Here is a 26086-nt window from a genome sequence, read left to right on the forward strand (position 1 = left end):
GCGGAGACATTTCAACAGACTGTGCAGCATGGTTTATGCCTTGCAGAGAACTACCTGACCGAGGGCATATTCGCCCGAATGGGAGATGCTTATGTAGACGTGAAGTCCGAGCCGTATGCGGTCCTCCTCCGCGTTCCCGCGCAGGACAAGTTCCGGCTGGCCGGAGGATCGGTTGACCACTTCGAGATCTTTAAACATGTACTTCCCGCCCAGCCCGGAGCCCATTGCCTTCATAAACGCTTCTTTGACGGCCCACCTTGCCGCCAGATGCTTGGCGGGACAGGCATACCGGCTGCAGTAAGCCCGCTCGCGGTCCGTGAACACTTTCCGGAGGAAGTTTTCCCCCTGTCTCTTCATCACTTGTTCAAGCTGGGAGATAGTTTGCAAATCCACGCCGATTCCGTAAATCATAACTCCTCCAGGGCTAGCGCCCGCCGTTCCAAAAGCGACATGCACCGCTTGTAGATTTCCTTGGCTCCCCCGTAATTGCGGCTCCGGATCAGCGAGGCGAGTTCTCCGGCCCGTTCTTTGTAACCGTCCTCGCTCACATACATGGAAAGCTTATATAGATGATCGGCCGCAAACGTTCCCGGCAGCATATACTCCCCCGCTCCCATTTCCTGCACCTTGCGTGCGTTGAACTCCCGCTCCGTGTGCGTAGGCAGAATAAGCGAGGGAACTCCCCTCATGATGGCCGACAGACAGCTCCCGTGCCCCCCGTGGTGGATAAACAACCGGCAGTTCTTCAGCATAGGCGAAGTAAAATACGGGATGATCCTGATATTCCGGGGAAGCCCCTCTTTCAGACGGTCCGGGAGCCCGTCGCTGCCGGCTATCAGGACCGGTTCCTTTTTCCCCCCGAATGCCTCCACGACATGGTTCAGCAGCCCCAAGCCCGTAGCGCCCGCGGTATCCTGGAGCCTGCCCGGATAGACGAGGACAAACGGGTCTTCCGGAAGACGGGTGCCGGCAGGACCGGCAGCCGGATATTCGATGGGGCCCACATAACGGACTCCGTTTGTGCGGACAGGGTCCATTTCCGGTATTCCCGGAATAAAGTTGAGCGTCCCCGCATTAAGCTGTTCCATGCCGCGGATGTCCGGCAGGCCCAGCCTGTTCAGTATCCGGTTGACGACCGGCGTCACTCTCGGCAGATTACGGGGAGTCCGTCCCCAGTAATGCATGGGCTGGCCGTCCGGATGGAAGCAGGACTGGGTGATCGAGGCAACCGGGATACCCAGATAGCGGGCCGCGATTGCCGTATGGGGGCTCATGTCGGTAATAACCAGATCGGCGTTAAATTTCTCCAGCAACCGGATCCGGTGTTGAATCCAAGCCCCGGTGAAATCCGGATCGAGCAGGCCCGCTCCCGCATAATAATGGTCCAGGTTATAGAAAACCGGACCTCCGGTTATCATTTTCTCGGGAGACGGAACGGCCGGGTCGTCATCCGGCAGATGTTTGAAGCCTCTGCCTTCAATAAAAGCCGCACTGCTCTCCCCGTATATGCTGAAAGCGGCAGTGTGCCCGGAACGTCGGAAGTGCTCGGCCACCGGCAGACACCGGAGCACGGGGCCGAGCCCGCCGCTTAAACCGAAAAAGATCCGTTTCGTCATGTCCCATCACTCTCCCGCTTTCTGTAGTTTCTTGTGAAATGAGCAATCTCGTCCGGCGTTCCCAGCGGAAAGCATCGGTCCGCCTGATCCGCAACGACGGTAAGCCCCCGCCCGATCAGCCGGTTATACAGCGGAGCCACGTAGACTTCGCCTTCCTCCGTTCCCTGGCGTACGGCTTCCTCCGCCGACTCCAGAAACAGACCGGCTTTCCGGAAATAATAGAGTCCCGTCGTCGCCCGGTTTGAAATCACCCGCTTTTCCCTGACCTCCACAACCCGGCCACGCCCGTCTGTCCGCACATAGCTGTATGCGGGATTCGCGGAAGCAAACACGGAGATAATCCCGTCCGCCTCGTTTCCTCTGGTGCGGATCGTTTCGCCTATGGAAGATTCCGTGTACGTATCGCAGTTGTAGATGAGCAGGGGCAGCTCCGGATCGAGGCACGCTTCCGCGCTTAACACTGTCTCCGCCTGTCCCCCCGTAACTTCGGGCAGAGAGAGGATACCGGCATTCTCGCAGCAGCTCCCGATGACCCTCTCCAATTCTCCCTGCTTCAGATGATCTTCCAGACAGACGAACAAAATTTTATTCCCTGGAAAATGCGGCATTAAACTTTCCAGCGCCCACTGAAGCATCGGCTTTCCCGCGACGGGAATGAGCATCTTCGGAACGGATATGCCCGCATTGCGGAAGCGCTGTCCTCGTCCCGCCATCGGAATTACGATCTGAACAGGCTTCATCCGACCTTCAGCCGCTCCAGAACCTCGTCCCAGCTCCGGTAGGTCAGGGCCAGGTCATCCACGTACACGTCACCGTAAGGCTTGCCGAAAACGATTTCGTCGTAGGGGATTTCATACCGTTCCAGCCAGTCCAGCGTCAGGCCGCCGACCCGGGCAAGAACTTCCCCGACATTGCCTTGGCACGTTTTCATATGACGGGCCGTGTGAATGATGATCCGGTGCCCTGCTTCTTTCAGCCTGCGCAAAGCTTCGACGGAGCCCGGTAAAGGCGTAACATCCGCATACGACTCCCCTTCTTTTTTCAAGGTGCAAATAGTTCCGTCCAAATCCAGTACGATCCGCATCGTACACCTCCATTCTTTGCCTGCTATAATCGTACCAGAGAGGGCCGGACAAGAATCAGACTCCTTTGCGGGATATTAGGCGGTTGTTGATTTATCCTTGCGGATGTGAGCTGCCGGACCGGTCTCCCGCCGGTGCAGCCACTGCTGCAGCAGAGCGGTATTTTCGGCTTCCTTCTGTTTCACCCGCTCCATCCGGCTCAATATCCGTTCTTCGAAGGCTTGGAACTGATTTCCCGTCGCCGCACGCATAAGCAAATTAGCCGCCACCATCCAGCTTTGGTCGGCCTCCAGATACGATTCGGCGAGCGCGTCCTCTCCGATAGCTCTCAGTAAATTGTGATGATGATACCGGGAATTGGCGATCTCCCTGAATCCGTCATACAAATAACTGGCCGCCTTAAACTTGACGGAGTCTTCTTCGATCGTTTTCAGGCTTTTTATTTTCACGCAAATAGGTTCGAAAGCGGCGAGTCCCGGATAGCTGCCGGGCGGACAATCGTAGGTGACGGCTCCCTGCATATTCGCCTGATTGTCTTTAATCACGCTTTCGCAAAATGCCGGCGTAATTTCTCCGGGAGCGGCTCCGTCCGTTTTTTGCAGAGACCAGACATACAACCGTTTATAAAATACGCTGTCCAGCGAAGCGTCGAATATGGCCTGAAGTTCGGACTCTTCGAGAATTCCGTGATATTCGTAATAATGATCGCAGATCTCGAACTTGCCTTCCTTATGACGGGTAACCTCCAAAGCGTGCGGAAAATGGGTTCTTTTATAAAAGCCGCTGTACGGCAAATAAAAAATATCGGACTCGATGATCGCGCTCCTTCCGCTGGCAAGAGCCTCTTTCAAAGTCCGCATATACTCGCTTCCCGCAGAAGATCCTTTCTTATGCAGCCGCGCTCCGAACAGCCCGTACACAAAATCGTCCAGCTGCCGGTAATAAGGGCTGATTTGAAACTCATCCTCGTCCTCCGTATCGCAGTAAAATAAGCCCGCCTGATTGAACAAATAAACCAGATGGGCATCTTCAACGGGAAGCCGCTTCAACAGAGCGGCGATATTGACGTAGAAACAATTCAACCGGAATTCTTTATATAAGGTAAACGTCATCCGTCTTTCCACCTCCGTTAAGCTGTAACAAGATCGGTTCCATCGCTTCGCACATGAGAGAAAGAGATAAGCCCGGTTAAGGCTTATCTCTTCCGGTCATTGGAGCCTGCTGTCACGCTCCCTTAACATTTCAGAACAAAGCCTGCACAAACCGGTCTTCACCTAAAAACGGGAGACTGCCCGTGCGGGATCGTCTCACCAGGGTTTTCGGGCATTCTAGGACAAGCATTTCGCGCACATCGGCGATACGCCCGAAACCGTATATTCTCCCGGTTCCCGCAAGCTCGGATCGGACGCTTTCTTCGCTGTCTGCAACCTTGAATACGTGTCTTCGGACGCGGATACCGTCCGGTTCTGCTGAACGTCCGCGAATGCCGTTTGCGCCTGGATTAACGCGGGCTGCCCGGCGCTGACGTCCAGGGCCGTTCCCATGGCGGGAGACACCAGCACAGCGGTCGCAATAAGAAACTTAGCGGTCGTTTCCTTCATTCCATCCATCCTCCTTTCTTCTGGGACTGCCGGCTCTCCTTCAGTATAAGAGGTATGCCGGCGGAGTCCTCGGCGGTATCCCTCCCATTATTAGGAAAAAATTACCTATCCTCCGGTGTCTCAACACTTTCAAGCGTCATGCCGAACACATGCATGCAGGGATTGTCCTCAAACGTAATTCGGTTAATCTCCACCGGGCGGTCTAATGTAATCCCGTCATACCAGAGCTTGGGGGATCTGTGAGTAAGAGGGCCATCCAACGTATGTAGGCAGGACGCTTGGATTACACATTCGTTACGAGGGAAAGGAACCTCCGAAATAAAATGGGATAACAGGATCTTCTCCTTCGAGACCTCCTTCTCATCCAGCATCAAATACACATAATCCGCCATATTGGCGTCGCTTGAGGCGCCGAGAAGATGAATCCGGGTCACCCGCTGCCGGGGGAATTGGATGGACTGTCCTTCCGTGACGATATTATCGAAAGAATGCCTCTTAAAGAGAACGAACGGTATTTCTTTAAATTCGAAAGGGTCGTCAAATTGAAAAGCTTCTTCCGGAAAAGAAGCCCTGGCGGAGCTTAAATAACCTTCGTGATAGTTATGGCTGCCTGTCGTTCCGCAGTTATTCAAGCAGGATCTCAGATCCAGACAAGTAAACATCCGTTGATTCATGTACTCCCTCCACATCTTCATAGTGTGCAAAAGAAAGAAGAGAGATAAGCTTCTTCCCGCTTATCTCCCTCCATCAGGTCCGCTTATCTTTTCATAGCCAGATTAAACACAAAAGATGGTGCCGCCCCGGCGAATTCTTCCATGCCGGCGGCAGCGGGCGAATGAGTCCGGGACGCTGTATCCGCTGCGGCAGGTTCGAACTGCGGGGAAGCCGCCGCAGGCGCGCTTGCGCTTTCAGCGCTTACTGAAGGCTGACTCGCGGCGGCCGCAGCGTGCGCGCTCACGTTCACAGCGGTTCCGGCGGCGGGTGCCGTAAGAATAGCGGTGGCGATTATAAATTTGGACGTCATCTCTTTCATCCGTTTCACCTCCTTTGCCCCGATAACTCCTCTTAAGTATAGAGAAATGAAGCCCCGCCCTCTCGGCTTTACCGGCTGACTTCAACCTGCTAAAATTTCGTAACCCACGGTTCTCTGGGGGTCTTAACCAAATGCTGAAAACGCAAAAGAGATAAGCGTCGTACGCTTATCTCTTTGCCGTTTACATAGGAGTTTTCTTCACAACGGACGGGGATACAAAGTTGCCTCCGCCAAACTCCAGCAACGTTTCCCGGGACTCGGCAGCGCCGGAAATTCCGGTGTGGGTTAATGTGCCGGATGGTGCAGGCTGTACAGCCTGCACACCCTCAACAGCCGGTTGAACCGCCGGTTGGGCCTGAGCCGCCACGGTCTGGGCGCTTGCCTGCAGGGCGGTGCCTGCCGCAGGAGCCGCCAGAATAGCGGTGGCGATTATAAATTTAGACGTCATCTCTTTCATTCGTTTCACCTCCCTTTGCCTGGATAACTACCTCTTAAGTATAAAAAAATAAAGCCCCGCTCTCTCGGCTTTACCGGCTGACTTCAATCTGCGAAAATTTCGTTAACCCCGGTTCTCTCCGGTCATAGCCCTGCCTGAAAACGCAAAAGAGATAAGCGTCGGGCGCTTATCTCTTTTGACCGGTCATGCTGGAGTTTTGCCTATAACGGACGGGGTAAAATAGTTGGATCCGCCGAACTCCTGCAGTTTATCCCCGGAATTCGTCTTCACGCGGGAAATTTCGGCTTGGGACAACGTGCCGGACGGTGCCGCCTGTACAGCCTCGCCGGACGGTTGAACCGCCTGCTGCGCCGAAGCCGCAACGGTTTGAGCGCTTGCCTCCAGAGCTGTTCCTGCCGCCGGTGAAACGAGAATCGCCGTTGCGATCACAAATTTTGCTGCTGTCTGATTCATTCTTGTCACTCTCCTTTTCTGTGGGTTCCTTTTCAGTATAGAAGAATACGCGCCGGAACCCTCGGCTTAACAAGGGACTCTTAATCAGCAAAAATTTCATACAGCAGACGGGTTGCCACGGCGTACAAAGCCATTTGCCGCTCGGGACTCTCCCTGTGAAGAGGCAGCATCGAAAGGAACAGAAGCGCCTCAATCTTGGCGACATCAGGCAGACGTCCGCCCAGATACCGGTCCCAGTCGCGGAGAAGCCCGAGCTGCCCGTCCGTAAACGGGATTTCCAGCCGGATGTCATTGCCCTCCGCTTGCAGCGAATAACGGCCGTGAACAATATGCTCGTATCCGTTCAGGCTGTGTCTGATCTTCGCCAGGTCGTACCGCCCGTCGCCGTAGATCCCCGGTCTGCCGAAGCTGCCCCGGGGATCTATCAGCTTCACGGTCTGTTTATCCGGTTCATACAGCACATTCGAGAAACAGAGATCGCCATGCAGAACAGCGATAGCCGGATTAGCGAGCAGGGACCGGAAATCCCCGAGGTGGCTTTCGAAAATCCGGAAGGGGCAGAGCATCATCTTTCCGTTCAGCCGGTAATAGCCCTGGTTGTAAAACCGTCTGGCCCGCTCGCTGCCGTTCAAAAAAGCCGCCATGCGGGTTTGGGTCTTGCCGATGTACATCTCGTGCAAACAGGCCGGAGCCAGCTCGGCGGAGAAGGAGGCAAACCGGCCGAAGAGCCGGTCCAGCCGGGCGAAAACGCCCGCCCAGCCTTCCTGATCCAGCCGCCCGCTCATATACAGATCCGATAAAGTCGGGGCCTGAATATACTCCAGGCACAGATATACTTGATCTTGCAGCGAGTAGCTCAGAACACCCGGGATATACGTCTGCAATTCCTCCGGCAGATTCAGGTACCAACTGATCTCGTCGCGGAGTTTCTTGTCGTGACGGCTCGTTTTGCGGACGGACCGCCCGTCCGGCCCGATCGTGAGCCGGTTGAAATAACGGGAGCGAATCGGCTCCGTTTCCATAGCTCCTTCCCCCTTTCCCGTTATCCGCAGGACGGCGCTTCCCGCCTTTGTCCCCGATAAACCGAAGGGTTGATCCCGACCAGCCTTTTGAAGACCCGGCCGAAATGCGTTAAATCCCCGTAGCCGACGGCATAGCATACATCCGTGACCGGCACTCCTTTTTGCAGCATGGCCTTTGCCTTCTGAATGCGCTTGTTCATCACGTATTCTTTAAAGCCGAAGCCGAAATATTCTTTAAACATCCTGGAGTAATGACACCGGCTGACGAAAATGCTCGAAGCCACTTTCTCCAAGGACAGGTCGTTTTCGCACAAATTTTGTTCGATATATTCAAGAGACTGATACAGCATCGGCGAAATTTCCGGCTTGGCCGACACATCGGCGGACGGCTTGGACAAAAGCCCCACCGAATCGAGAAAAGAATAAAACACGAAAAGATCACGTTTGTTCACTTTAAGCAGCACCATAATCGGGCTTTGCAGCTGAAGTTCCTCGATCTTCCATTCCTCGGGGAGCGATTCGTCGAAGGACAGGAAAACGAATAGCTTGTGAGCTTTTTCCTGTTGGCGGAGCGACCTCTCGACCGCTTTAAAATCCGATTCGGCAATGATCGACATATGGGAAAACAACCGCTGTACTCGTTCGAACTCGTCTTCCTTAAGCTGATGGCTGATAATAAGTAGCACGTCCACTGGCACCCATTCCCCCTACACGTAATGGTTTCGGTGCCGTCATGGTATCAAACCGCAAGAAAGAAAGATCAGGTTCCCTTGCATGGCATTAGGATTTTTTTGTCTATTCTAGAATTATAGGTAAATATTACTTTTTAAACGGATTGATAATCTCGCAAAATATCGTAGATCTCGTCCAGCCCGTGACGAAGAAAACCGGCGATAGCCGGCAAAGGCCGTTCTTCCTCCCGCATGCGGCGGAAGTGGCGGAGTATCCGCTGATTATACGGAAACGGCAAACGAGAGGCGTTTCTGCACGCCTCCGGCGCCTCCAGACGGAACCATTCGTCAAGCCCCTCCAGCTTCTCCGGCGTGAGCGTCCCCCTTAGTTCCTCCGACAAGCGGTCCAGGTGCCGGATCAGGTTCTCGGCTGCCGTCGCCATCTCCTTCCCTCCGTTCCATCGCCATCACTTTAAGTCCCGGCTTGAATGCCTTGTCCGCAGCGGACAGGGGCAGCTTGCGGTAATAGTCCAGCTCCTCGGGCGTGAGCGTATACGTCTTGACCCGGCTGTTAACCGGTTCGGACGATTCCCGTTCCATACGGGAAACGATCGTCCTTTTCTGGATATGAATCGTTGCCATTCCGACATCCTCCTTAAGATACGAAATTCAGCCTTGCAGTTGACGGATCAGGAAAAGCGGGTTCAGCTCCTGCGAAGTGCCCGCCGCTAACAACTCCCGCCAGCTTGCCGAAGCTCCCGGACGGAACACTTCCTTCCGCAGGTGCCCCAGCGCTTCTTTCCCGTGCCATACCTTGAAGCGGACCTGAAGCGTGTGCTGAAACTGGGAGGCGGCCGCCTCGCCGAGCAGGTAATTGTAGTAATAGACCGGGAGCGTGGACAGATGCGCCTTGGCGGCCCAGTACGGATAATCCCACTCGGCCGGCCGGGGTATGCCCTGCACCTCTTCCACGAGATCCCACCATAGACCGTTTAACGGCTGGTCGGGATTTGCGTATAATTGCTTCTCGAATTCCACAAGAGTCAGCGTCCAATACAGCCTGACCAGCGTTTCTTTCCGCAGCCGTTCTTGATCGGACCGGGCATCGCCCTCCGGCTGCCCGCCGAACAGGGCCTCTCTCCACTCCGCATCCCACGCCAATCTTTCCAGCAGCAGGGCGACGCCCTCGCTCAAGAAGGGATGGGCCGGCTGACGCAGCAGAAACGGAAGCGAAGGGTCCAGCTCTTTTTCGAAAAGAGCATGTCCCGTTTCGTGGAGCAGCACCGCCAGTCCCTTCGTGTCCGGGGACAAGTTGCAGGACATGCGGATATCCCGGCCCCGGTCCAGGTTCAGGCAGCAGTTCGCCTGCCCCTTGCCCGGACGCTCGGCCAGATCCGCCTTGCGGATGACGGCGCTCAGATCGAATCCGCGTTCCAGCAGCCACCCGGACACCTTGTCCGCCATTTCATCCGCGCCCGCTCCAAGCGGCTCCTCCATCGCATCATGCATCTGGAAAAACGGATGCGCATAATGCCAGGAGCGGACCTCGCTTCGCGCGATGCGAAACCGGTCGGCCAGTTCCAGGTCGATCCCGCATTTCACCTCCCGGTAGGCGAAATCCAGACCGCCGCGGATTTGCCGGATCAGCTCCGTCAGCGTATCCGAACCGACCCCGGCGATCTCCAGCTTCATCGCGAAGTAATCGGCGTAGCCGAGCCGCCGGGCAGCGCGGTTGCGGAGCTTGACCAGCTCCAGGAGCTTGGGCGCGACAAGGCCGCCAAGCCGCATTTCCGCCTGCCAGATCTGCTTGCGCTGAGGCCCGTCTTTGAGCCTGCGCATCAGAACCCGCGCCGCATGCTCCGACAACAGCGCGCCGTCCGCTTCCGCCCGGAACGTGCCGATCGTGTAATGCAGATCGTTCCACAAGGAAGCGGCGGTCTGTCGTTCGTCCGCTTCCATCCGGTATTCCGCCATCTCAGCCTTCAACACTTGCAGCTGGCGTTCTTGGTCTGCGGACAGGCCCGGACGGTTCAGCCAATATTCCGTCTGCCTGCGCAGAACCGGAGAAGCAAGCGCCTCCCGATAATCCTTCTCGTCTTGTTCGCACTGCTTGACGTAACGGAATTCGCCCGTCGTGATCACTTTCCAGAGCGAATTCATCATCGGGACGTACAAACCGGCCAGCTCGCGGTTCGCTTTTCCCAAAAAAGAATCGGCCTTGGTCTGCAAACGTTGTTGTGCCAATCGTTCTTCCCCCGTTTCGGTTAAATTCATGCCTTGAAATTGAGAATCTTGACGTATTCGTCGGGAGTGTTTCTCCCCGCGCTGCCGAGCATGCCCGTAGAGGCCAGGTTCTCAAGCTGAATCCGGCTGATTCTGCCCATCATAAAATCATAGAAAGCCCCTATCACCGGATGCGGGTGCTTGCGGAAAAACGTGTCGTGGCTCCGCCGGATAAAATCCGCATAAGTGACGCCCGTCCGCGGATGCGCCAGATGCACATTCACCGCTTCCCGGCAGTACGCGAAGGGAATCTGCCGGCGGTGGGCGCGGTAGCCCAGCTCCAGGTGCTCGAAGCCCCACTCGCGGAATGTATCGTCGAAGCCCCCCAGATCCCGGAACAGGTCCAAAGGGAGAGACATATTCCCGCTCAAGGCGGCTATCCACGGAACGGGAGAGACCGTCGATCCGCTTTCGTTAAACAGCCGGTAAACGAGCCGGCAGTACTGCGGAATGCGGTCATATTTCTGCGCCTCGTAGCGGGCCAGCACCAGATCCCGGTTCTGCTCCGCATCCGGGACATAGAGCTCCCGGACCTGCCCTACCGCAAAGTGGCCTCCGTGCTTCCGCCAAGCTTGTTCATGCGCTTCGATGAATCTCGGCCTCGGTATCCGGTCCGCATCGCAGAACAGGACGCAGCCTTCGTCCAGAAGCCTCGCTCCGGCATTACGGGCGGCCGCCCTGCCGCTGCGGGGAATGCGCACGTAGGTGAGATTCAGCCGTCCCCTGTAAGCTTCCGCAACCGCGTGGACCGGCTCTTCGGACCCGTCGTCTACGACGATAACCGGGCAGCGGTTATAAGGGGCCGCCTGCCTGGTTAACCCGTGCAAAGTCAGGGATAAGGCGTAGGCCTGATTGTAAACCGGGATAACCACATTCATTTTTGTCATAAAACACCACCACCTCCGGACCTGGCGGCCCAACTAAAACATGCGCTTTGCCGCATTATAGAACGCTTTCCTTGCCGGCCGCTCGGCTTTTTATTCCGACGGAATGCCGATAAAAACCGATCGTTTGTTCGCAAAAAGGGATAAAATAAGGGCATCAGTCGATAGACGGAGGAGGACTGCTTTCGGGATGAATGCGGATAGAGGAAGAACGGTCAATTCGGTTTATATCGACGCGTCTGCGGACGAAATCTGGTGGTATGTGGCGACAGCGGAAGGCTGGAAACATTTCTTGAGCGACATCGCGACCTATTCGGGGGCACAGCCCGAAATCGCCCAAGGCGACGAGCTCACTCTCGTAATCGGTGAATTAACGAATCGCGCCGTCTGCACCGAATCCGTTAAACCGGAGCTTATCCGGTTCGACGAGATCTACACGTCCATTTTGCCGGACGGTTCGCTCTGGGAATATAACTTAAGGACCTCGTTCGCTTTCGAGCCGATCGGCTGCGGCACTTGTACCAAGGTGACCGTCACCGTTGAAGGCTATACGGAAGATGAAACGATGCAGTGGGTCAGGGAATGCGGAGAAACGGGCTGGAGACAATCTCTATTTCATCTGAAAAATACAATCGAGCTCGGCCTGGATCTGCGCAACTCGATTTTTAATTATCCCCGCCTTGGGGTCATGAATTATACGGCAACCGCCGCCCAACTGGAAGAGCAGGGGCTTGCCTGCGCGGGCATACGGGGGAACTTCATCGCGACCGTGTACCCGAACAGTCCGGCCAGCCGGGCCGGTTTGCGCGACGGGGTTATCGTGACCAGCATCGGTGGAATGCCGGTTCCGACGTATCACGATTTTGTAAAAGCGCTCTCCCGCTTTTACGGAACGAACGCGCCCGCCGACCTTGTTTTCTACGAATGGGGAGAACGGCACGCCGTAACGGCGGATCTAACCTACGACGACCAGTTTACGGGCATGATCGATCCCAACCAAGTTTCATTGGATGAAATCAGCGTAAGGCGGCGCAAGCTTGCTGCCGCAAAGGAACAGGAATAAGCAAAGGGCGGCATACGGCGGCGACCGTGTACTGCCTTTTTTTGTGCGGGTGGTTCCGTTATGGCTTGGCTTCACGGCTTGACTTCACACAAAGGCTTCAAGGGTGCGGCAAATTGTTCCGTGCGTATACACTCCCCTAACATTCGGCTCGTACAATGGAAAGAGACCGGCCGCTTTTCCACCAAGCGAATAAGGAGCTACCGCATGATGCCGTTCAACAAAACCAGACCAACCTCCCTGTTCCTTGCGACGCTGATCAGTTTTCTCGTCATTATAGGATTGTTTGCCGCGTTCGACCTGGCGGCCTTCGCTTATTTCAAGACCAAATATCACGGCGAAATTATCGCTCATAACCAGTCCATGCTTAAAAATACGGCCGAAAAATACAGCACGCATTTTTCCCGGATCAAAACGCTTCTGTTCAATACATACAACGATCCCGGCGTGATCGCTTTCAACCGGCATCTGCAGGGCGCGACGGATGAAGAACTCCGTTATCTGGAGGCCAGAAGCATCGTTGCCCGGCTTCGTTCGGATACCTCGAACCCGCACCTGTTTCTCGACAACCTCGAGGTGTATTTCCTGCCGCACGGCGTCACGCTCGACAAAGACGGCAGCAGCGGTGCGGAAGACCAGTACAACCGGCTGTACAAAAGCGCCGCTTATCCGCTGCCCTTCTGGGAAAACCGCCTAAAATCGGCGGATGCGTTCTCCCTGCTGCCCGCAGCGGATTTCAAGACGGTCTGGAATTCGCCCGCCGAGAAGAAGCTGCTTCCCGTCAGTTTTCATCTGAGCGGCAGCAGCTATCTCGTTACGGCGTATCTCGACGTGGACAAGACGCAGCGCGACTTTCTCGGGGAAGGCGGCGACGGGCGCCTCTTTTACGTGCTGAACGGTGATGGAAGCGTTCTTTTCGAGGCGGGCGAAAGCGGGGCTCCGGCAGGGCTTCCCGCTTTCGATGAAAACAGCGGAACCGCCGTTGCGGGCGGAATGGTTTATTTCCGCTATACAGGCGACGACGGTCTGACGTACATCACCGGCGTTCCCAACGCCAGCGTGGCCTCCCAGCTCAGGAAGCTGAACTGGACGCTGCTGGCGATTTTCCTCCTGTCGCTCGGCATCGCCCTTGCCGTCTCCCTGCTGAGCAGCCGCCGGATCAACCGGCCCGTCAAACAGATGGTTTCGGCAGTTATGAGCGGCAGTGGGGGCGGCGAGCCCAGCGCGATCCGGGAATTCGCGTTCATCCAGGAGAAAATCGCCGATCTTCTTAAGGAAAAGGCCGAAATCCGCAGCGAGCTGCGAAGCCGGCAGTCGCTTCTTACGAAGTACAGCTACATTAACAAGCTGAGAAGCATTCATACGGATATTCACGAATGGCAGGATTTTATCGCGAGTGACGAAAGCTTCCAGATTATCGTCTATGAACTCCGGTTCCGGCAGACGAAACCGGGCGAGGAACCCGTCCCGCATGAGCGGCTCGCCTCCTATTACCGCGAGCATCTCGACGTGCTTCTGAGGGAACACAGCCCCGGTTCGCATACGTTCCAGATGGAGAAGAACCAGATCCTTACGGTCATCAGCGGCGCAGTCGCTGCCGGCACGCTTCAGGCCATGCTCGGGGACATCCGGCATCTGTTCGATTCTCACCGGGAGCAGTGCCTGGCGGCCGTGGCGGTCAGCTCGCGGTTCGAGCACGCTTCCCAGTTCAACGACGCCTACCGGCAGGCGCTGGAAAGAGCGGGCCAGGCTACCCTAGCGGAGGAAACGCAGGTCATCCTGGAAACGCGCTCCGGCCTGCAGGCTTGCGCGCTAAGCCCCGCCCGGGAGCAGGAGCTGAACGCCTGCCTTCAGGCCGGGGACGACAAGGGCGCCCTGGAGCTGATCGGCCGCCAGCTTGCCGAAATGCGCGAGGCCGGGGCCGGCGTCGTCCAGTACAGGCAGCTTGCGGAGTCCATGGCGGGCAAGGTATGGAAGCTCATGGACATCTGCAAAATCGCGCAGGACGCCGCCTGGTCCGTCAAACCGCTTATCCGGCGGCTCAAGGAGTGCTGCACCTTCGAAGACTATATCGAAGGCTACCGGGAGCTGTTCTTCTCCGCGGCCGCGCTTATCTACGAGAAGAAAGATACGGAAGATCCCGTGATCCGCTTCGTCATGGACGCTCTCCGGGACGGCTACGGGGACGAGCTGACCCTCGAAAATCTTGCGGACCGCCTCCAGATGTCGAGCGCCTATTTATCGGTCTATATCAAAGAAAAAACCGGAGCGAATTTCAGCGACCACCTGAATGCCATTCGGGTTTCCAAAGCGCAGGAACTGCTGACGGGAACTCAGCTCAACATTGTGGAAGTCGGTCTGCGCATCGGCTACCGGAACATCACCTCATTCAACCGCATGTTCAAAAAGTGGACGGGACAGACGCCCGGCGAATACCGCAGAGCCGCCAAGCTGACGCCAGCGGAATAAAAAAAGCGCCCCTTAAGGGCGTTTTTGCGATTACGGACAATATTTTTACAAAACATTACCTACAGAAAAGGAGGAACTCCATGAATAACTTGGCAAAAATACTTCCATTAGTGGTTGCCCTATGTATTGTTTTAATATTCCTATACCGGCTCTCAACGAGAACGATGAAGACCCGCAAACGAGAAAATAGTGGTCTTCTCCTATTCTTAATGCTTATGTTGTGGTTGTTTATTTCATATAAATAACCTTTCATGGGATCGAACGCTTCTCTCCAAATAAAAAAGGACAAGCCGGGCTTGTCCCTTTTCTTATTCTTTCCCGTCGCGCTCCGGCCGGCCGGCTTCGTCTGAAGCGGGTTCCCGGGGTTCTTTCGGAATCAGCTCGAAAATCTTGCCGGTTTCCATCGCCTCGATCAGCCTCAGCAGCCACTTGTAATAATCCATGGCGTGCGCGATTTTCGCTTCGTCCGCATCAAGCACGGCCAGGAGCTCCGGACTCTCTTCGTATTCCTTCTTCATATGCCGCAGTTCGACGAGCGATTTGTTGAGGGCGTTCATATTCCCTTCCACCGCTTTACGCCATTTAATGGAGAAATAATCGCTGAAATTCTGGTACCAGTCCGGTTCCACCTCGTACAGGTCTTTGCGTGTGCCTTTTCCCCATACCTTGTCGATCATTTTCAAATCCATTAGCGTCCTGACACCGGTGCTCATGGAAGTCTTGCTCATCCCCATCGTTTTGCTCAGTTCATCCAGTGTGACGGGGCCGTTATTGAAGTACATGTAACCATATAAGTGCCCGATCGACAAGGTAATGCCGTATAAATCCATATTTTTGCCGATGGAATCAATAACTCGTTCACGGTTTTTTTGAATTTTCTGGCTCTGCTCTGTCGTAAAGCCGCTGAGATCGTTCATGGTTTCCCTCCTGAGGAACAAGCTGCTGCTTCTCAACCTCTAAATTGTATTGTAATCAAAGTCCCCTCGATAAGTAAAGAAAACACGAAAGAAGGAATACGGCGTTATACGGAGTATACTTAACGTATCGTACGTAAAGTTAAAACTGTACAAACATTTATAAGCTTATACGGACTTTGACGGTCAAAAAAGAATGCCGTTACACTAAAACAAGTCAGCAAGCCAGTCAAAAGACCCAGGAAAGGAGGTCCACATGCCTATCATTGAGGTAAAACAACTTACCAAAGTATTCGGATCGGACCCCAAGAGAGCTTTGACCCTGCTGGATCAAGGCCGCACCAAAGAACAGATTTTGAAAGAACACAGACTGACCGTGGGGGTCAATAAAGCGGAATTTTCGATTGAGCAAGGCGAAATTTTCGTCATTATGGGACTGTCGGGAAGCGGCAAATCGACGCTCGTCCGTCTGTTAAACCGGCTCATCGAGCCGACGGGAGGCCAGGTTCTTTTTAACGGAACCGATGTGCTTAAAATGAACCCCGAGCAGCTCCGTCAATTCAGACGGAAAAATATCGGGATGGTTTTTCAGAAATTCGCTCTTTTCCCGCACCGGACCGTACTTGAAAATGCGGAATACGGACTTGAAATTCAGGGTGTCGAACGTAAAAAAAGAACAGAGATGGCAACTGCCGCTTTGAAGTCGGTCGGCTTGGGAGGCTGGGAAAACAGCCTGCCCGACCAGCTCAGCGGCGGTATGCAGCAGCGCGTCGGCCTTGCCCGCGTGCTGGCCAACGATCCCGAAATCCTGCTTATGGATGAGGCGTTCAGCGCGCTGGACCCGCTCATCCGCAAGGATATGCAGCTTGAGCTGCTGGAACTTCAGTCCAAGCTCAAGAAAACGATTGTCTTCATTACACATGATCTGGATGAAGCGCTGCGCATCGGAGACCGGATCGCCCTTATGAAAGACGGCTCCATCGTGCAGATCGGCACGCCGGAGGAAATTCTGATTCAGCCGGCCAACAAGTACGTGGAACGCTTCGTCGAAGACGTGGATTTGTCCAAAGTCCTCACGGCGGCCCATGTCATGAAAAAGCCGGAAACGATCTCCCTCGAAAGAGGGCCGCGGGTAGCCCTTCAGCTTATGCGCGACAGCGGCGTGTCCAGCTTGTACCTGACGAGCAAAGGGATGAAGCTGCTCGGTATCGTAACCGCCGAGGATGCCCTCCAGGCTCTCAAAGAAGGCAAGTCGCTGGAACAGGTCATGCAGCGCGAGGTTCCTACGGTTTCACCCGGAACACTTCTGAACGACCTGTTCGAAATGATGGCCGAAACCCGGCTTCCCGTTGCCGTCGTCGACGAGGAGGACCGGCTGAAAGGCATCGTCATTAAAGGAGCGGTGCTTTCGGCCTTGGCCGGAAATGCGGAACCGGAAGCGGGTGCTGTGCGATGAATCTTCCTAAAATTCCGCTCGGCCGCTGGATCGAATTCCTCGAAAGCTGGCTCACCGATCATTTCGGGCCGTTCTTCGGCGCGATCAAAGCGGTTATCGCCGCTATGGTCGGCTCCATCGAGACGGCTCTGACCGCGCTTCCCGCGCTCGTTCTGATCCTTCTGATCACGGCGCTTGCCTACTGGATCGGCCGCTGGCGGATTGCGCTGTTCGCGTTTATCGGCCTGCTGCTGATCGACAACCTGGGCTTCTGGGAGCTGTCCATGCAGTCGCTCGCGCTCGTTCTGACGGCGTCCATCCTGTCCATCGTGATCGGGGTGCCGATCGGTATTCTCTGCGCGCGGCATACGCTGCTGCAAAATATCGTGACGCCGGTGCTCGACTTCATGCAGACGATGCCCGCCTTCGTCTATCTGCTTCCCGCCGTGTCGTTCTTCTCTCTCGGCGTCGTGCCGGGCGTAATCGCTTCGATCATCTTCGCGATTCCGCCTACGATCCGCCTGACCAACCTCGGCATCCGGCAGGTGCCGGAAGAGCTGGTGGAGGCGGCCGACGCTTTCGGCTCGACACCGGCGCAGAAGCTGGTCAAGCTGCAGCTGCCCATCGCGATGCCGACCATCATGGCCGGCGTGAATCAGACCATCATGCTGTCCCTGTCCATGGTCGTCATCTCCTCGATGATCGGCGCGCAGGGGGTCGGCGCATACGTGTACCGGGCCGTCACGCAGGCCAAGACGGGCGTCGGCTTCGAAGCCGGTATCGCCATCGTCATTATGGCTATCCTGCTGGACCGTTTGACCCAGAATGTGTTTAAAAAGAAAAAATCGAACTAAGGGGTGTCATCGTTATTTTTAAAAAATGGAGTTTGTTGTTGTCCGTCGTTCTCGCCGTTGCACTAGTCGCCGGTTGTTCCACCGGAGGCGGAGCCAAAGGCAAATCCGTCAAGCTGGCGTATGTAGCCTGGGATTCGGAGATTGCCAGCACGAACGTCGCCAAATATGTACTGGAGAGCAAGCTGGGCTACAAAGTCGAAATGCTCCAGGTTGACGCCGGGCCGATGTGGGCCGGTATCGCGGACGGAAGCGCGGATGCCATGGTAGCCGCCTGGCTGCCCGGCACTCACGCCTCCTATCTGGAGAAATATAAATCCAACGTGGAGGATCTCGGTGCGAACTTGAAAGGCACGAAGACGGGACTGGCTGTTCCCGCTTATATGAAGATCGACTCGATCGAGGATCTCAAGAAAGCCGATGTCAGCGCGTCGCTGAACAACCAGATCATCGGGATCGAACCCGGAGCGGGCATTATGATGTCCACGGAAAAAGCGGTCGCCGACTACGGCCTCTCCGGCTACAAGCTGGTCGAAAGCTCTTCGGCCGCCATGGCTCAGGAGCTGCAAAAGGCTTATAAAGAACAGAAGCCGATCGTCGTCACCGGCTGGACACCGCACTGGATGTTCGCCAAGATGGAGCTGAAATATCTGGCCGATCCCAAAGGCGTCTACGGCGGCGAAGAAGAAATTCACACACTCGCCCGCAAAGGCCTGAAAGAAGACCAGCCGAACGCCTACAAGTTCCTGGACCAGTTCGAATGGACCCCGGACGACATGGCTAAGGTGATGGTCGCGATCCAGGAAGGCAAATCGCCGGAAGATGCGGCCAAAGAATGGGCCGACGCGAATGCCGACAAGGTGAACGCCTGGATTAAGGGCATCGAATAAAACTGTGGTTCCAAGGAGGCGAACGATGTGCTGCCCCCGGCAAAACCTTATAAAACCAGTCTGTATCTGAGCTGTGCCTGGAATGACAGGTCGGCCTTCCGCGAGCTGGTTGCGCTGCTGCAAACCTGTCATGACCGGGGCTTCCGCTTCGATACGTTTCTGCTGCCGGAAGATCATCCGGCGGCCGGATCGGATAACGAGCGGTCCCTTTACGAAGCCGTGCGCGGCAAGATGAAGTACTGTCAGGCCGTGCTTATTCCGGCGGACGCACCTTCCGCCTACAGCAGATGGATCAACAAAGAAATCATCGCGGCCACAAGCGAAATGAACAAGCCGCTTATAGCCGTGCGGCCCCCGGATTCGGGAGAGCCTTCCCTGATCGTGAAGCAGAATGCCGACCGGATTGTCGGCTGGGATGCGGAAGCGATCGTGCAGGCGATCCTGGAACTGTCCACGCCATAAGGGCGCGAGCCGAACACCACTGTCCATTCGGGACAGTGGTGTTTTTTTGTGTGTAACTTTTTCGGACGCGATGCGTGTATACAGTAAGGAGGGAGAACATGGACAGGTATTCGTTAGACCGTATTTATCAAGCTTATTTTAAGGATGTGTATCGTTATTTGTTCTCCCTCTGCCTTAACCATCATACAACTCAGGATTTAGCTCAAGAAACGTTTTACAGGGCTTATCTGCACTTGGAAATCTGCAAGGACGAGAAAGTAAAGCCCTGGTTGTTCCGTGTGGCTTATAACGTCTTTATCGATTGGAAACGTAAAGATAATCGCTCTCTTGTATTGGACAACAGTTTTTTCCACCATCTTTCAGATTCTCATACTCCCGAAGAACAAATGCTCCGATTAGAACAAATAAATGAGATGCGGAGCATTATTTCCTCATTGCCCGTTCATCAAAAGCAGGCAATTCTGCTTCACGATTTCGGCGGACTAACGTATCAAGAATCAGCGGATATAATGGACGTCCGTTTATCTCAATTTAAAATTTTACTGTTCAGAGCCAGACAAAAACTCAGACGTCACAATGAAAGGACGGAATAGAGATGAGTGAGGATTTTAAAAATAAATTAAAGGCGTATCAGGAAGGGCGTCTTTCGTCCGAGGAGCAAACCGCGGTAGAGCAGGAAATGGAGAAAATGGAAGCTTATCAAGCTTATCTGGAAGAACTCATCCAAAACGATAGCGATCGGAATATATCGACACCCGATTTGAAGCAGGAAGCAAAAATCATTCGTAAAGGCAAATGGAAAGCGCGCTTTACGACCGCCCTGACACTTCTGGGATTCGGGCTGTTGGCTACTATCCTCTCGGGTATAATGACAAGTCTTTTTTATGGATGGGGTGAGAATGACCGAATGACCATGTATAAAGATGCCGTATCCTCCGCTATCGCCATTTCCCAGCCTAATGTCGAAGCTCGGCTGAGTGCAGACTCCCACTTCTTCTTTAACATGGACCTGCACGGTAATTTGATCAAACAAATCGGAGGCAAGAAAAATGCCGTCGGTGAATTCAGCCAACATTTTCTGCTTGCGCAGCCGGGCCTGGAAACGAAAACATGGTTTGAGGGAGATATGGAAATGGGTCGGTTTCTATATCCCGGTGAGCTCGGTGCAGACAGCACCAGAGAATGGAACCGCCTGGAGAAGCTCCCTGAAGGAACCGTTGCGGAGGCATTTATTTCGTTTAATCGGCTATTTACAACCGATGAATTGCTCGCCCTGTTTAAAGATAAGAATCTGGTTCCCGCCTGGTTTGCAGTCGATACGGGAGTGGAACAAAAAAAGGACTACGTTCTTTATCCGATAGGTTTTCCCTATTCACCTTTGTGGCATGCTGACGATATGGAGACCACAAGTTTTTCCGAAACGAAACAAGGGTTACTCGGCGGCTCCACTGTATCTAAAACAAGCAGTTCACCTTCTATAAAAGCTTACGGCAGTGGCGATGTCCGGGATGCTAATTTTATGAAAACCTTGCACTTGCTGCAAACTTACGAACCCATCGCTAAAAAAATCGTTCCCTTTCTAAAACTGGACGAATCCATAGCCTACCTTGAAAAAAATGGCGTTAAAATTTACGGAGTCGTTGTTACCGGTCCGACCAAAGAGGTTTTAAAGCTTAGACAGGAATCTTGGATTTCCAGTGCGCAAGTTGGCAAGGTCCAGTTGTGGAACTGGGAAGACAGATAACGGCGTCCATTCATCTTTATGCTGCCATGGTCGATTCTGAAGAAACGGACGACCCCCTTTAATGGGGTAAAAAAGCGGCCTCTCCAAACCGGATGAGGCCGCCTTTTGGCGATGAGCGCTTGCTCGTTTTTTATTCGTATCGGCTTAAAATAGCAGGCTTATTCTCTTAAGCTTACCTTGCCCCCGCAGGAGGCCCTACGGTTACAGGATTCGATTTCACGGTATAACGTACGGGCTCGCTAAGGCGGCCCAGCTTGTTCTTCGCTGTAATCTCGATCGGATTGTCGCCCGGAATGAGCTGAACCTGCTGGGATACGCTGCCGGTCCCGGCAAGCTGCCCGTTAATATAAATCTCCGGACTCGGATCGTTGCCGTCCTCCGCTTTAACCGTCACGGTGACCTTGGCGGCTTTCACCGTCAACGGCGGCTGCTCCGCTTTCACCAGGGGCCGCGGCACCAGGGTCACCTTTTTGCTAACGGTTTCGGAGGTTTTGCCGGACTTGCTCACCGCCTTGAAAACAAGAGGATTCTCCCCTTCGTTCAGTTTCAAGTCGATGCTCCCGTTCTCGATAACCTTGTCGTTGACATACAGCTTTGTATTTTTATCGGGCTCCTTAAGCGAGGCTTTGACCGTCACCGTCTCGCTGCCGGTTTTCTCCTGCAGGTCTCCCACGATAACGACCGGAGTCGGGGCCATCCAATCCGATACCGGCTTCCATAGCACGGCGATAATGGCAATAAACAGAATCAGGAAAATGGAGCCTCTCAGTACGATTTTCCGTTTGTTTTTGGCCCAGATACGGGCCCATTTGCCGGACTGCCGCAATCTGACGGTTTCGAACAATGCCGCGAATGAAGGATTGCCCGTCTCCAGCAGCTTACGGGATAAGGCCTTGTTGCGGAAAGCCTGCGGAGCGTGAACATCGAACGCGCGGCTGAGTGCCGCCTTGTAATACGGATGAATGGCGCCTTTCCCGTCCTGGAAACGGATATCCTCCGCGGACCAGGCGGCAAAATCCGTAAACGTGTCCGTGCCTTGCCCGGCCGAGGCCACAAAGTTCAGCAGCCGTTCGTAATCGTAGCCGGGCTGCCGATCCGGACTTCCGCCGGTTCCCGGTTTGTGGAAAGCCGTCACCAGCTGTCCGAAACGGGCCGGGGTGACCTCGTTTTGCATCAGCTTCTGAAGAAGGAGCTGCGCCCGGTCCAAATCGACGGGGTCCAGACGGGCCATCACATCTTCCGCTTCGGATTGCTTCTTCCCGTCAAGCGTCAGCACTTTGTACGCCGCTTGCAAGACGCGGAGAACCCCTTCCTGATCGCGCGACGCCTGACCTTTCAGGTCCGGATTGATCGGATCGAGCAGGAACCCCAGCCCTTGGATATCTTCGATGCCGAGGCCGCTCGGCTTCAAGTCATCCGCCAGCTCCAGATGCACGGCAAGTTTCATCCATCGGCTGAATTGCCTTACGCCTTGCCGTTTCTCTCCGGCCGAATTTTGTCTCAACTGTTCGAAATAATCGGTTAACGTCCGGGCCAGAGCGACTTTCTTCCTGAGATCCGTCCGCATAAGCTTGCGCAGCGGATCGTAAGCTTCCCGGGAGAACAGCTCTTCTCCCATCAGCTCTTCGCTGTGCGACTGCCAGAAGCCGATCTCGCCGGTAAAAGCCTGCACCGACTTGACCCGCTTCATCCGGTAGCGGATGTAGCCCTCGCCCAAGGCAGGGCGGCTCGTCATCAGCCCGCCGAATACTCCGGCGAAAACGGCCGGGTAAGCGGCCAGCAGGTCCAGCAGCGGAGCGGCGCCCTGGGTCCCGTCTCCCGCGTCCGCATCGGCGGCCCGCGAGACGAAGATGCCGAGGCAGCGGGCGATCAGCGCCTTCAGCTGCGGTTCGGCAAACTTCTCGTAGCGCATGACGGCTTCCGCATAGTCCGCCGCTACCGCACGGCCCTTATCCGACGCTTCGCGGGTGAGAAGACCGACGAACAGCTCCTTCAGGCGCGGTTTACGCGGGTAAGATTCGGTCGTGAAGAACGACAGAATCCCGTTCATAACAGCGGCCCGGTCCTGTTCGTACAGCTCCGTGCGGCCGCGTTCGATCTCATACAGGACGCACAGCCGGGAATAGGCCGCGGCGCTCAGCACGGTCTGGGCATCCAGCCCGGAGACCGCTTCGTCGCAGAAGTCGAAGTACTTCTGCAGCTCAGCCGGATTGTTCCGGTTAGACCAGACGTAATCCAGGTACGCGTGGTCCTGGGCGGGCAGCTCCGTGTTCAGGAAGCGGCCGCCGGCGAAATCGAAAATGAAATCTTTTTCGATTTTGCGGTCGGGCAAGCGGATGCTCCCTTTTTCGGTGAACACGACGTGCAGATGCTGCTTCGCTTCCGGCTCGCTGTTGAAGGTCATGAAGCCGAGCTGCCGGCGTACCGCGTAAGGAAGGCAGCGGTACAGGAGCTCCAGCAGGCGCTTGGCGTAGATGGCACTCTCGGAGATATCCGTGTTCAGGGAAATGAACACTTTCTTCTTGTTCGCCACGGAGGCAAGCACCGCGAAGACGAGCTGGCGGAACAGCTCCCGGTCGATCCCGAGCTTCTCCAGCAGCTTGTCCCCTTCGCCCGCGTGGATTTCCGGTTCGAACGGGATATCCTCCAGCTCGGGGATCTCCTTGCCGCCCTGGATGTCGTAGCGGCTCTGGAAGCCGCGGATGCCAAAAATGCGGCGGGGTTCGCGGATGTACGCTTCCTTGCGTTCCTTCGGAATCACGTACTGGTGCGTGAAGGAAGCGCTGCGCTGTCCCGTGAAGTCCGTCGCCACGTAGACGCTGCGCCCGATTACGAAATCCCCGTTCTCCGCGTGGTAAGCGACGACCGACTCCGGGTACAGCCCGGAGTTTTCCTCCCCGCGTTCCAGAAGCTCCTGCGGCGCCTTATAGACGCAGTAGGGGTGCAGCGCGGATTTGATAAAGGAAGGGTCCAGCCCCGGCGACTTGGCGACCGTATCGAACCCTTCGCTTGTGCGGAAGACCCCCTCGCGGTCCCGCGTAAACAGGTGCTGTTGAATGTGTTTAGCCATCACGTCGCATCTCTCCTTGCGATATAGCCCAGCTTGTGCAGCAGCCAGATGAACGGCTCGTCGACCCGGGTCGGATTAATGACGCCCGAAATCTGCTTGTTCACGGGATTGGTGCCGAGCGCGGAAACCGCGAAGTAAGCCGTATTCGAAAAATAAACGTCTACCGCGTCCTTGAACGGACGGTCCACTTTTTCAATAAAACGGCCGATTTCGCCGTTAATGTTTTGAAACTCCGATTCGTCGAGATAGCCCTGATGGACGACATTTCGGAATACGTTGCTGTTCGGCTGGATGTACTCGCTGTCTTCTTCCTTCAAATACTGGAGCATATCGCTCTTCGTCAAGACGATCGCCGTCGGAATCTCCGTCTTGGAGTTGCTCTGGTGGGCGATAAAATTTTCGAACAGCGAAATAACCACCTCGCGCGGCTCGTCGTACCGGTTGGCGAATTCGCCCTGCTCTCCGCCGACATTGATCTGGATTTTGTCCCGGATGCTCCGGATTTGTAGAGGGTCGACCAGAAACAGGATGCCCGATGAATTTTTGATATGAGACGCATAAATATCGAGATATTCCCTCTGAACCATCCCCTCGCCCGCCACGTCGAAAAAGACGATCGTCAGCGGAGCCTCACGCTCATCCTTAAACACGAACTGAAAAATAAACGGTTCCTGCTGTTCGTTCGGGTTGGTCGATTGCAGCATGCTGCCCCGTTCGAAGATCGGCTCGTGATAGTGCTGCCGGAATTTGCGGGAAATTTCCGCGCTCAACGGCATACAGGCCGCGTTAAAATTCGAAGCCGTCGTATGCTGGAGCGTATGGATCAGCGAGGTCATATAGACAGACTTACCGACCTGCGAAGCGCCCACGATGGAGATGATATTGCTCGGCACTTTACCGGCCGAAATCGGCAGCTCGTTATGGCAGTACGGGCACAAGCGCCGCCGGGTCGTTTCCCCGTAACGGTCGGTTACCGCGACGAGCACGTTCTGCACGTACGTCTTGTACGAGTCGGGAATGGTCGAAGGCAGAATAACGGCCTCCATGTCCACTTCGGACAAATTGAACTTGCGCCTCCAACTGTTCAGACGCTCGTCCTCCTGAAGCATAAAATCATCGTCGTTGTCCTTGATATGAGTGGCCCGGAACACAACATCGTCGGGCTCGAACTTATTGAAGCAGTACGGGCAGACGATGCTGTAATAAGGCGGCCGCTCTTTCTCGGGCGGCTTTTTTTCGAAAAGACTTTTCAGATACCCTAGCATGTGCGCCTCTCCTCATTCCTGGATTAGTTCATAAACATCCCCGTAACGGGAATCGGTAAAAAAAAGCCGCAGAAAATCGTGCTTGCCGATTTCGATCTCCGGCAGGATCTGCGTGCCCGCCTCGAAATCCCGGCGGAAAGGATAAGCGGTGCCGTCCTGCCGTCCCGCCGGATGGCCGCCTTCCTTCTTCACGTAACAGAGCGCTTCCTGCGGCACCGGAATCTCGCAAAACAATTGAATTTTCGCGGACTTGTATTTGCCGAACAACCGGCCTCCGTATTTAATCGAATACCGGATCCGGGCTTTGCCTGCGCTGACCCGAATGGTGTTATCCGTGCCGGTCTGGCGGTAAGGAGCCACGCGGCCGTCCTTCATGACGCACGGGAAAATGCGGTACCCCCGCATTCCGATGTACTCCATGCGCTCGCGGTAACCGCCGGCCGCCTTGTACTCTTCCCGCGTAAAAAGCTTGAGCTGATGCGGGGCAAGCTGCTCGGGCGGCTCCTCGCTTCCGCTCTCGAAGCTGTACACATAGACCGCGCCGACTTCCTTGGGCCACTGCCATGTCAGCAGGCACTCCCCTTCACGGGCCGGCTGCGAAGCCAGCTTCGTGATCCGGTTCTCTTCGTTGATTTCTTCCCATTGCATGCGAATCGCCTCACTTGATCACTAGCCTACTTGTTAAACCTCGTTGCGCCGGCGCTGTGGACTCCCTGTTTTTCCGCACCGCGCGAAGCTCCCAGCGCGCGGTGCTCGGCGTCACATGACGGTGGTCAACCACATGCCTCCGGAGCCCCGAACGCTGATTCATGTTTCTCCCCTGC

General features: G+C 55.2%; 28 protein-coding genes. 8 read left to right on the forward strand and 20 right to left on the reverse strand.

Translation table 11 applies throughout. The annotated features are described in order from the left end of the window. Nucleotides 1–33 precede the first annotated feature (33 nt). The 16 genes from acpS to KVT34_RS15660 form a co-directional block, all read right to left on the reverse strand. The gene (gene acpS, locus KVT34_RS15585) at nucleotides 34–411 is read right to left on the reverse strand and encodes a holo-ACP synthase (protein ID WP_217559698.1); all 378 of its coding nucleotides are present in this window, start codon (nucleotides 409–411) and stop codon (nucleotides 34–36) included. Then, the gene (locus KVT34_RS15590; RefSeq protein WP_217559699.1) at nucleotides 408–1616 is read right to left on the reverse strand and encodes a glycosyltransferase; all 1209 of its coding nucleotides are present in this window, start codon (nucleotides 1614–1616) and stop codon (nucleotides 408–410) included. Before KVT34_RS15590 ends, acpS begins: the two co-directional genes overlap by 4 nt. After that, entirely contained in the window at nucleotides 1613–2356 is a 744-nt protein-coding gene (locus tag KVT34_RS15595) for a glycosyltransferase family 2 protein (protein WP_217559700.1), read from the reverse strand. The genes KVT34_RS15590 and KVT34_RS15595 overlap by 4 nt, the downstream gene beginning before the upstream one ends. Beyond that, nucleotides 2353–2700, reverse strand: coding sequence for a 5' nucleotidase, NT5C type (locus KVT34_RS32405; protein WP_103994474.1), 348 nt, complete (start codon nucleotides 2698–2700; stop codon nucleotides 2353–2355). The genes KVT34_RS15595 and KVT34_RS32405 overlap by 4 nt, the downstream gene beginning before the upstream one ends. A 75-nt stretch (nucleotides 2701–2775) precedes the next feature. Further along, on the reverse strand, nucleotides 2776–3810 hold the full coding sequence (locus tag KVT34_RS15605; RefSeq protein WP_217559701.1) for a BtrH N-terminal domain-containing protein: 1035 nt from the start codon (nucleotides 3808–3810) through the stop codon (nucleotides 2776–2778). A 216-nt stretch (nucleotides 3811–4026) separates the two neighbouring features. After that, nucleotides 4027–4299 carry a hypothetical protein gene (locus KVT34_RS15610; RefSeq protein WP_217559702.1) on the reverse strand — a complete coding sequence of 91 codons (273 nt, stop codon included), beginning with the start codon at nucleotides 4297–4299 and terminating at the stop codon, nucleotides 4027–4029. A 101-nt stretch (nucleotides 4300–4400) separates the two neighbouring features. After that, complete coding sequence (locus KVT34_RS15615) at nucleotides 4401–4973, reverse strand: hypothetical protein (RefSeq protein ID WP_217559704.1); 573 nt, start codon at nucleotides 4971–4973, stop codon at nucleotides 4401–4403. A gap of 83 nt (nucleotides 4974–5056) precedes the next feature. Beyond that, nucleotides 5057–5332: a hypothetical protein gene (locus KVT34_RS15620; protein ID WP_217559706.1), complete on the reverse strand. Its 276-nt coding sequence runs from the start codon at nucleotides 5330–5332 to the stop codon at nucleotides 5057–5059. Nucleotides 5333–5513: 181 nt separating this feature from the next. Next, nucleotides 5514–5789, reverse strand: a complete 276-nt coding sequence (locus KVT34_RS15625; protein ID WP_217559707.1) for a hypothetical protein — start codon at nucleotides 5787–5789, stop codon at nucleotides 5514–5516. Between the two features lie 183 nt (nucleotides 5790–5972). Beyond that, nucleotides 5973–6242: a hypothetical protein gene (locus tag KVT34_RS15630; RefSeq protein ID WP_217559708.1), complete on the reverse strand. Its 270-nt coding sequence runs from the start codon at nucleotides 6240–6242 to the stop codon at nucleotides 5973–5975. A gap of 80 nt (nucleotides 6243–6322) precedes the next feature. Beyond that, complete coding sequence (locus tag KVT34_RS15635) at nucleotides 6323–7264, reverse strand: hypothetical protein (RefSeq protein ID WP_217559709.1); 942 nt, start codon at nucleotides 7262–7264, stop codon at nucleotides 6323–6325. Nucleotides 7265–7284: 20 nt separating this feature from the next. Further along, nucleotides 7285–7956 carry a helix-turn-helix transcriptional regulator gene (locus tag KVT34_RS32605; RefSeq protein WP_309244097.1) on the reverse strand — a complete coding sequence of 224 codons (672 nt, stop codon included), beginning with the start codon at nucleotides 7954–7956 and terminating at the stop codon, nucleotides 7285–7287. 134 nt (nucleotides 7957–8090) lie between these two features. Continuing rightward, nucleotides 8091–8378, reverse strand: coding sequence for a hypothetical protein (locus tag KVT34_RS15645; RefSeq protein WP_217559711.1), 288 nt, complete (start codon nucleotides 8376–8378; stop codon nucleotides 8091–8093). Next, nucleotides 8284–8535 (reverse strand): hypothetical protein, encoded by a 252-nt coding sequence (locus KVT34_RS15650; protein ID WP_254634879.1) that lies wholly within the window; start codon nucleotides 8533–8535, stop codon nucleotides 8284–8286. The genes KVT34_RS15645 and KVT34_RS15650 overlap by 95 nt, the downstream gene beginning before the upstream one ends. 69 nt (nucleotides 8536–8604) lie before the next feature. Next, nucleotides 8605–10179 (reverse strand): M2 family metallopeptidase, encoded by a 1575-nt coding sequence (locus KVT34_RS15655; protein ID WP_254634880.1) that lies wholly within the window; start codon nucleotides 10177–10179, stop codon nucleotides 8605–8607. 26 nt (nucleotides 10180–10205) lie between these two features. Continuing rightward, on the reverse strand, nucleotides 10206–11105 hold the full coding sequence (locus tag KVT34_RS15660) for a glycosyltransferase family 2 protein (protein WP_217559715.1): 900 nt from the start codon (nucleotides 11103–11105) through the stop codon (nucleotides 10206–10208). 187 nt (nucleotides 11106–11292) lie between these two features. Here KVT34_RS15660 and KVT34_RS15665 point away from each other — a divergent pair, with 187 nt between their 5' ends. Together KVT34_RS15665 and KVT34_RS15670 are read left to right on the forward strand one after the other, a co-directional pair. Further along, nucleotides 11293–12165: a PDZ domain-containing protein gene (locus tag KVT34_RS15665; RefSeq protein ID WP_217559716.1), complete on the forward strand. Its 873-nt coding sequence runs from the start codon at nucleotides 11293–11295 to the stop codon at nucleotides 12163–12165. 204 nt (nucleotides 12166–12369) lie between these two features. Next, nucleotides 12370–14631 carry an AraC family transcriptional regulator gene (locus KVT34_RS15670; protein WP_254634881.1) on the forward strand — a complete coding sequence of 754 codons (2262 nt, stop codon included), beginning with the start codon at nucleotides 12370–12372 and terminating at the stop codon, nucleotides 14629–14631. Between the two features lie 308 nt (nucleotides 14632–14939). Here the strand turns inward: KVT34_RS15670 and KVT34_RS15675 are convergent, their stop codons facing one another. After that, nucleotides 14940–15548, reverse strand: coding sequence for a GbsR/MarR family transcriptional regulator (locus KVT34_RS15675; protein ID WP_217559717.1), 609 nt, complete (start codon nucleotides 15546–15548; stop codon nucleotides 14940–14942). A gap of 253 nt (nucleotides 15549–15801) precedes the next feature. On the opposite strand from KVT34_RS15675, the gene KVT34_RS15680 reads away from it, so the two are divergent. The 6 genes from KVT34_RS15680 to KVT34_RS15705 all read left to right on the forward strand — a co-directional run bounded on the left by KVT34_RS15680 (nucleotide 15802) and on the right by KVT34_RS15705 (nucleotide 20927). Continuing rightward, on the forward strand, nucleotides 15802–17001 hold the full coding sequence (locus KVT34_RS15680; RefSeq protein ID WP_217559718.1) for a quaternary amine ABC transporter ATP-binding protein: 1200 nt from the start codon (nucleotides 15802–15804) through the stop codon (nucleotides 16999–17001). Next, nucleotides 16998–17834, forward strand: coding sequence for an ABC transporter permease (locus KVT34_RS15685; RefSeq protein ID WP_217559719.1), 837 nt, complete (start codon nucleotides 16998–17000; stop codon nucleotides 17832–17834). The genes KVT34_RS15680 and KVT34_RS15685 overlap by 4 nt, the downstream gene beginning before the upstream one ends. Before the next feature lie 38 nt (nucleotides 17835–17872). Beyond that, a complete protein-coding gene (locus KVT34_RS15690; RefSeq protein WP_254634882.1) occupies nucleotides 17873–18721 on the forward strand; it encodes a glycine betaine ABC transporter substrate-binding protein in 849 nt (282 codons plus the stop codon). Between the two features lie 27 nt (nucleotides 18722–18748). Next, nucleotides 18749–19183, forward strand: coding sequence for a TIR domain-containing protein (locus KVT34_RS15695; RefSeq protein WP_217559722.1), 435 nt, complete (start codon nucleotides 18749–18751; stop codon nucleotides 19181–19183). A gap of 98 nt (nucleotides 19184–19281) precedes the next feature. Next, nucleotides 19282–19776 carry a sigma-70 family RNA polymerase sigma factor gene (locus KVT34_RS15700; RefSeq protein ID WP_217559724.1) on the forward strand — a complete coding sequence of 165 codons (495 nt, stop codon included), beginning with the start codon at nucleotides 19282–19284 and terminating at the stop codon, nucleotides 19774–19776. 2 nt (nucleotides 19777–19778) lie between these two features. Further along, nucleotides 19779–20927 (forward strand): anti-sigma factor, encoded by a 1149-nt coding sequence (locus tag KVT34_RS15705; protein WP_217559726.1) that lies wholly within the window; start codon nucleotides 19779–19781, stop codon nucleotides 20925–20927. Between the two features lie 172 nt (nucleotides 20928–21099). Here KVT34_RS15705 and KVT34_RS15710 read toward each other — a convergent pair whose 3' ends face one another. Genes KVT34_RS15710 through KVT34_RS15720 form a run of 3 tightly spaced genes read right to left on the reverse strand, consistent with a single transcriptional unit; the run spans nucleotide 21100 to nucleotide 25910 of the window. Continuing rightward, the gene (locus KVT34_RS15710) at nucleotides 21100–23997 is read right to left on the reverse strand and encodes a GAP1-N2 domain-containing protein (RefSeq protein ID WP_217559770.1); all 2898 of its coding nucleotides are present in this window, start codon (nucleotides 23995–23997) and stop codon (nucleotides 21100–21102) included. Beyond that, on the reverse strand, nucleotides 23997–25262 hold the full coding sequence (locus tag KVT34_RS15715; RefSeq protein WP_217559728.1) for a TRAFAC clade GTPase domain-containing protein: 1266 nt from the start codon (nucleotides 25260–25262) through the stop codon (nucleotides 23997–23999). Before KVT34_RS15715 ends, KVT34_RS15710 begins: the two co-directional genes overlap by 1 nt. A 12-nt stretch (nucleotides 25263–25274) precedes the next feature. Continuing rightward, complete coding sequence (locus KVT34_RS15720) at nucleotides 25275–25910, reverse strand: hypothetical protein (RefSeq protein WP_217559729.1); 636 nt, start codon at nucleotides 25908–25910, stop codon at nucleotides 25275–25277. Between the last annotated feature and the right edge of the window lie 176 nt (nucleotides 25911–26086).

This window comes from Paenibacillus sp. GbtcB18, assembly GCF_019091125.1.
Classification (GTDB): Bacteria; Bacillota; Bacilli; order Paenibacillales; family NBRC-103111; genus Paenibacillus_F; species Paenibacillus_F chitinolyticus.

Bases quoted from the DNA above. Each gene is read 5' to 3' on its own strand.
- KVT34_RS15720 (WP_217559729.1), bottom strand. From the start codon at position 25,910: ATGCAATGGGAAGAAATCAACGAAGAGAACCGGATCACGAAGCTGGCT.
- KVT34_RS15615 (WP_217559704.1), bottom strand. From the start codon at position 4,973: ATGAATCAACGGATGTTTACTTGTCTGGATCTGAGATCCTGCTTGAAT.
- KVT34_RS15625 (WP_217559707.1), bottom strand. From the start codon at position 5,789: ATGAAAGAGATGACGTCTAAATTTATAATCGCCACCGCTATTCTGGCG.
- KVT34_RS15665 (WP_217559716.1), top strand. From the start codon at position 11,293: ATGAATGCGGATAGAGGAAGAACGGTCAATTCGGTTTATATCGACGCG.
- KVT34_RS15705 (WP_217559726.1), top strand. From the start codon at position 19,779: ATGAGTGAGGATTTTAAAAATAAATTAAAGGCGTATCAGGAAGGGCGT.
- KVT34_RS15595 (WP_217559700.1), bottom strand. From the start codon at position 2,356: ATGAAGCCTGTTCAGATCGTAATTCCGATGGCGGGACGAGGACAGCGC.
- KVT34_RS32405 (WP_103994474.1), bottom strand. From the start codon at position 2,700: ATGCGGATCGTACTGGATTTGGACGGAACTATTTGCACCTTGAAAAAA.
- KVT34_RS15680 (WP_217559718.1), top strand. From the start codon at position 15,802: ATGCCTATCATTGAGGTAAAACAACTTACCAAAGTATTCGGATCGGAC.
- KVT34_RS15685 (WP_217559719.1), top strand. From the start codon at position 16,998: ATGAATCTTCCTAAAATTCCGCTCGGCCGCTGGATCGAATTCCTCGAA.
- KVT34_RS15590 (WP_217559699.1), bottom strand. From the start codon at position 1,616: ATGACGAAACGGATCTTTTTCGGTTTAAGCGGCGGGCTCGGCCCCGTG.
- KVT34_RS15670 (WP_254634881.1), top strand. From the start codon at position 12,370: ATGATGCCGTTCAACAAAACCAGACCAACCTCCCTGTTCCTTGCGACG.
- KVT34_RS15675 (WP_217559717.1), bottom strand. From the start codon at position 15,548: ATGAACGATCTCAGCGGCTTTACGACAGAGCAGAGCCAGAAAATTCAA.
- KVT34_RS15630 (WP_217559708.1), bottom strand. From the start codon at position 6,242: ATGAATCAGACAGCAGCAAAATTTGTGATCGCAACGGCGATTCTCGTT.
- KVT34_RS15715 (WP_217559728.1), bottom strand. From the start codon at position 25,262: ATGCTAGGGTATCTGAAAAGTCTTTTCGAAAAAAAGCCGCCCGAGAAA.
- KVT34_RS15605 (WP_217559701.1), bottom strand. From the start codon at position 3,810: ATGACGTTTACCTTATATAAAGAATTCCGGTTGAATTGTTTCTACGTC.
- KVT34_RS15700 (WP_217559724.1), top strand. From the start codon at position 19,282: ATGGACAGGTATTCGTTAGACCGTATTTATCAAGCTTATTTTAAGGAT.
- KVT34_RS15645 (WP_217559711.1), bottom strand. From the start codon at position 8,378: ATGGCGACGGCAGCCGAGAACCTGATCCGGCACCTGGACCGCTTGTCG.
- KVT34_RS15710 (WP_217559770.1), bottom strand. From the start codon at position 23,997: ATGGCTAAACACATTCAACAGCACCTGTTTACGCGGGACCGCGAGGGG.
- KVT34_RS15635 (WP_217559709.1), bottom strand. From the start codon at position 7,264: ATGGAAACGGAGCCGATTCGCTCCCGTTATTTCAACCGGCTCACGATC.
- KVT34_RS15620 (WP_217559706.1), bottom strand. From the start codon at position 5,332: ATGAAAGAGATGACGTCCAAATTTATAATCGCCACCGCTATTCTTACG.
- KVT34_RS15650 (WP_254634879.1), bottom strand. From the start codon at position 8,535: ATGGAACGGGAATCGTCCGAACCGGTTAACAGCCGGGTCAAGACGTAT.
- KVT34_RS15660 (WP_217559715.1), bottom strand. From the start codon at position 11,105: ATGACAAAAATGAATGTGGTTATCCCGGTTTACAATCAGGCCTACGCC.
- acpS (WP_217559698.1), bottom strand. From the start codon at position 411: ATGATTTACGGAATCGGCGTGGATTTGCAAACTATCTCCCAGCTTGAA.
- KVT34_RS15610 (WP_217559702.1), bottom strand. From the start codon at position 4,299: ATGAAGGAAACGACCGCTAAGTTTCTTATTGCGACCGCTGTGCTGGTG.